This is a genomic window from Dolichospermum circinale AWQC310F (assembly GCF_000426925.1).
Taxonomy (GTDB): Bacteria; Cyanobacteriota; Cyanobacteriia; order Cyanobacteriales; family Nostocaceae; genus Dolichospermum; species Dolichospermum circinale.
The window spans coordinates 116,105-120,924 of the sequence record NZ_KE384717.1 but is presented as its reverse complement, the minus strand read 5'-3'; the positions used below and the strand labels follow the sequence as shown (position 1 = coordinate 120,924).

The window sequence follows — 4,820 nt, the reverse complement described above, 5'->3', positions numbered from 1 at the left end:
GAACAGGGAACAGGGAACAGGGAACAGGGAACAGGCTTCGCCGTGAGCGTCAGCCGAACGGTTTTGGGCGACTTTACTTTTCGTTACTTATGTCGGTTTTTTTCCATTCACCTACTTAGTTAATTGGTTGTCATTAATAAAATCTTACTTATTCTGTCTTAATTAAGGAACGCAAACTCTTACTTCTGGCTTTTTGTCTGTCATTTTGAAAATTTACACTTCAATTCTTTAGATTTTTACTGATTCTGGAATTGAACTTGGGTATGAAGTATACATTATTAGATTTATGGCTGATATGGTTTGGTGGATGTAGAATCTACGTCCTTCAACAATCCTAGAGCCTTCAAGACACCAAAACTATAACTTCATTTGACAAACCGAGTAAATCAAATAGGGAAGATAATGAGTAAGCAATCTTTTTTAAATTCTGGTATTCAAAACAGTCCAGTATGTTTTTTTAGTACAAACAATCCTTGTCATCAATGTGCGTCGTTACAGGATGGTAATGAGCCAATGTTAGAACAACGCTATTTACGCTCTTGTGCTTTGAAATTAGCACAACAAGGAGATTATACCAAAGCGATCGCTCTTTTAAGTCATCTCATTGACCACTATCCTGAAAATGCTGTTGATTACAATAACCGAGGTCTGATTTATTTTCAAAGTGGTGACAAAGACAAAGCTCTCTGTGATTATAACAAAGCCCTAGACTTAAATTCTAAATTAGCTAGTGCCTACAATAATAGAGCTAATTATTACGCTGCTTCTGGTCAATTAGTAGCCGCCTTAGCTGATTATGAACAAGCATTGGATTTAAATCCTCATTATGTTCGGGCTTGGATTAATCGCAGTATTACTTTACGCGATTTAGGTGAATATGCAGAAGCCATTGAGAATTTAGAAACTGCTCTACTTTTTGGTCAACTCAAGGGACACATTTGGGCTGAACGCGGACGTACTTATCATCTCTGGGGTGATTGGAATTGTGCGGTCTCTGATTACCATCGCGCATTAGCAGAATTACCTTTTTTAAAGAATCAAGGTGGTTTCAGTTATAGCTTACGGTTACAGATCGAAAACTGGTTAAACGAGTTGCTCTTTTTTGAAGACTAAGAAGAATAATTTGGTAGATAGCTAAATTCAGTAGTCAGGATTTTAGAAGTAATTTGTGAAACTATCTCGAAAATTTGAATTTTCTCACTAAATCAAAACTTATATCCTTGATAGTCACCCTAATAACCATGATGATTAATATATTTTCTGCACTTTTATGGAACTGAATCAGATTGTTCCGTGACAGTCTGATCTTGATTCATTAAGATAACTGGACGCTGATTTGCTGTAAATCTGTATGATTTTTGCTGCATAATACTCTCAGCTTGTCCAGGATCAAAATTGCGACTAAATTCTGTCTGCAAATTCTGGACACGCCCTTCCATGACTTTAACTTCGGTACGTATTTCCCGCAACTTGTCCTGTTGTAACCAATGATAAGGTAACAATTGTCCTAAAGCAGAAACCGCTGCTGCCCCAATAACTGTATTAACTACCACTTTAGCTGTAGTTTCCAGTGCCATTACCTGGTAAGCGCGTTGGCGTAAATGTCGTTTAGGTCGTGGTACATTTCGGCGTTGTTCTACTGGCTGTATAGGAGATCTAAATGGTTGAAACGCATTCATGATAGTAAGAAAAGGCTTGCATGATTTACGGCAACTACCGTCAAAAGCAAACAGGTGCTAATTGCGGTTTAGTTTAGCTGTTATATTACTTCATTTTTCGTAAATTTAAACAAATGTGAAGATGAAAAAATATTACCAAGTAAATTACAGGTTAATTAAGGTGCAATTTCCAAAATCCTCCTAGCCCACAGCCAGGAGTGTTTGGAAACTACACCTTACCATACTAGGGTTGATAACCGGGAACAGAATTACATGACTTTGGTACTATTTGTATAGTTCTGTAGCTAAACGCCAAGCTAAAATTCCTGGAATTAGTGCTACAGCCAAAGCAATGTAAACTTGAGTATCTGAGATAGGCATGATAGAAATCCTCCTAAGTTGAACTTAATTTTCAAGACTCTGCTTACTACTTTTGACTGTTTTACCAAAATTAGGAAACATCTTGTTACAAGATGCAACAAAAACCGTAATTAGTCAGTGGTCATTGGTGAGCGAAAAAAATCATCTTTCCCCAATTCCCCTATTCTCTCATGACTTTATCTCTGGGTATTGACTTTGGCACTTCCGGTGCGCGAGGTGTGGTAATTGATCAACAAGGTGGCATTGTATCCGCAATGCGCCATGATTGGCACGTTGGGACTATTGATTGGGTAAAATGCTGGACTGAGGCTTTATGGAGTCTATTAGGGCAAATTCCGCAGGTTTTCAGACAAGAAATCGGAACTATTGCTATTAATGGCACTTCTTCCACTATTTTGCTGACTGATGACACTGGAAAGCCAGTGGACGCGCCTCTATTGTACAACGACAGTCGGGGAGCTATGGCTTTAGAACGGTTGAGCCGAATTGTACCGGCCAATCATACTGTGTTAAGTGCTACATCAAGTCTAGCGAAACTCCTCTGGATGCAAGAATTACCTTCTTTTGTAAATGCTAGATATTTACTGCATCAAGCCGATTGGTTGGGTTTTCTGCTGCATGGAAAGTTAGGTATTAGCGACTACCACAACGCTTTAAAACTGGGTTATGATGTGGAAAAATTGCAATATCCAGAATGGCTAGAACAGCTACAAATTCCCCTCAATTTACCCCAAGTCTTCCCGCCAGGAATACCTATTGGTGAATTACTTCCACAGATAGCGGCTGAATTTGGCTTTAAAGCCCATTGTTTGGTGGTTGCAGGTACGACAGACAGTATTGCGGCTTTTCTAGCCAGTGGAGCTAAATTACCGGGGGAAGCAGTAACTTCCCTAGGTTCAACTTTGGTATTAAAACTTTTAAGCCGCCATAGAATTGAAGATGCGCGATATGGAATTTATAGCCATCGTTTAGGTAATTTGTGGTTAACTGGAGGTGCTTCTAATACGGGTGGTGCTGTGTTAAAACATTTTTTTAGCGATCTGGAGTTAGTCCGGTTAAGTACCAAAATTGATCCAACTCAAGCCAGTATGTTAGATTATTATCCATTGTTGAAACCAGGCGATCGCTTTCCGATTAATGATCCCCAATTATTACCAAAACTAGAACCACGTCCAGATCAACCTCACGATTTTCTCCACGGTTTATTGGAAAGTATGGCTAAAATAGAATCACGAGGATATGAACTATTGCACAATCTCGGTGCAGATCCATTAACTCATATTTATACAGCCGGTGGTGGTGCTGCAAATTCTACTTGGACTACTATTCGTCAACGTTATTTAAAAGTACCTATTCTTTTATCAAAAAATACGGAAGCAGCCTATGGAACGGCACTTTTGGCAATGGGAAAAATTAATTTGGAACGAACCACAGAGGACACAGAGAAAACGGAGGAATGAGGGTGAAAGATTATTTATTTGTAAGTTTTAAGGTGAAAATTAACTCAGCATTCAATTGTTAATTTATATGATCATGAACTTTATTTGTCGGTTGTCATTACTCTTACCTATTACCCTTTACCTATTACCTATTGCCTGTAATTTAGGTGTAACTGAAAATGCTATATTTGCAAATGCTCAAAGTTTAGAAGGATTACAGTTAAGCCAAAATCAAAATATTTTACCTAAATCTATCTCTCAAGCTGTTCTCAGGGATGCTTCTAAACGTTCTGGGATAAAAGTTTCTGATTTGCAGATTACTCAGGTTACATCTACTATTTTTAGTAATCCCTGTATTTTTAAGTTTGGAGAAGTTTGTACCAGGGAATATAATCCTATCCCCGGTTGGACTATAACTGTAAGGTTACAAGAACAATCTTGGATTTATCATGTCAATAAATCTAATTCACAAATTCTCTTAGATCCAAAAATTACTACTCACAAATTATCGAAAAAAATCGCTAATACGGTTTTGAGTGATGCTTCTAAACGTTCTGGTTTAGCAGTAAATTACCTGAAAATTACCCAGTCAACTCAGAAAACTTTTAGTAATTCCTGTGTTTTTAATTTCGGTGAAGTTTGCGCTCAAATTTTTGATCCCATTCCAGGTTGGGAAGTAATTGTTAAAGTTAAAAGCCAATTCTGGACCTATCATGTAGATAATACTGGTACACGCATGATTTTAGATCCTCAAATTACTAAAATTTAAGCATTAAACACATTAGTCAATGTATAAGTTATTTGTATAAGACTTTGACAAAAAAGAACTTTCTCAATAAAGGGGGGTTCATTCTCATGATTATTGAGAATTTTATCAATAATTTCACGAGTTTCGGTAATTTCAGCCGGGGGGCTTGACAGTGTTTTGAGTTTCGGGTATGATGATGTTATTAGTGGGAAATAGTGCGCTCATATATATAGAGTTTTTAATTACTAATATTATTATTTCCAGAATAAATCTCCGCAGCAGGGGAGTATCAACCTCAACTTGATGAATTACAAGATTGATTAAATAATTTGCAGATTTTGTTAACTGGATATAAGTTATTTGTATAGGACTTTGACAAAAAAGAACTTTCTCAATAAAGGGGGGTTTATTCTCATGATTATTGAGAATTTTATCAATAATTTCACGAGTTTCGGTAATTTCAGCCGGGGGGCTTGACAGTGTTTTGAGTTTCGGGTATGATGATGTTATTGGTGGGAAATAGTGCGCCCATATATATAGAGTTTTTAATTACTAATATTATTATTTCCAGAATAAATCTCCGCAGCAGGGGAA

General features: G+C 37.2%; 5 protein-coding genes. 3 read left to right on the top strand and 2 right to left on the bottom strand.

Features of this window, described 5'->3' with window-relative positions; genetic code table 11:
* Positions 1–402: 402 nt before the first annotated feature.
* The gene (locus ACIR310F_RS0120950; protein ID WP_028085526.1) at positions 403–1,113 is read left to right on the top strand and encodes a tetratricopeptide repeat protein; all 711 of its coding nucleotides are present in this window, start codon (positions 403–405) and stop codon (positions 1,111–1,113) included.
* A 155-nt stretch (positions 1,114–1,268) separates the two neighbouring features.
* Here ACIR310F_RS0120950 and ACIR310F_RS0120945 read toward each other — a convergent pair whose 3' ends face one another.
* The gene (locus ACIR310F_RS0120945) at positions 1,269–1,679 is read right to left on the bottom strand and encodes a slr1601 family putative cell division protein (RefSeq protein WP_028085525.1); all 411 of its coding nucleotides are present in this window, start codon (positions 1,677–1,679) and stop codon (positions 1,269–1,271) included.
* 264 nt (positions 1,680–1,943) lie between these two features.
* Entirely contained in the window at positions 1,944–2,039 is a 96-nt protein-coding gene (gene psaM / locus ACIR310F_RS0120940; protein ID WP_006196319.1) for a photosystem I reaction center subunit XII, read from the bottom strand.
* A 170-nt stretch (positions 2,040–2,209) separates the two neighbouring features.
* Here psaM and ACIR310F_RS0120935 point away from each other — a divergent pair, with 170 nt between their 5' ends.
* Complete coding sequence (locus ACIR310F_RS0120935; RefSeq protein ID WP_028085524.1) at positions 2,210–3,499, top strand: FGGY-family carbohydrate kinase; 1,290 nt, start codon at positions 2,210–2,212, stop codon at positions 3,497–3,499.
* Between the two features lie 73 nt (positions 3,500–3,572).
* Positions 3,573–4,247, top strand: coding sequence for a hypothetical protein (locus ACIR310F_RS0120930; RefSeq protein ID WP_035368678.1), 675 nt, complete (start codon positions 3,573–3,575; stop codon positions 4,245–4,247).
* The last annotated feature ends 573 nt before the right edge of the window (positions 4,248–4,820 follow it).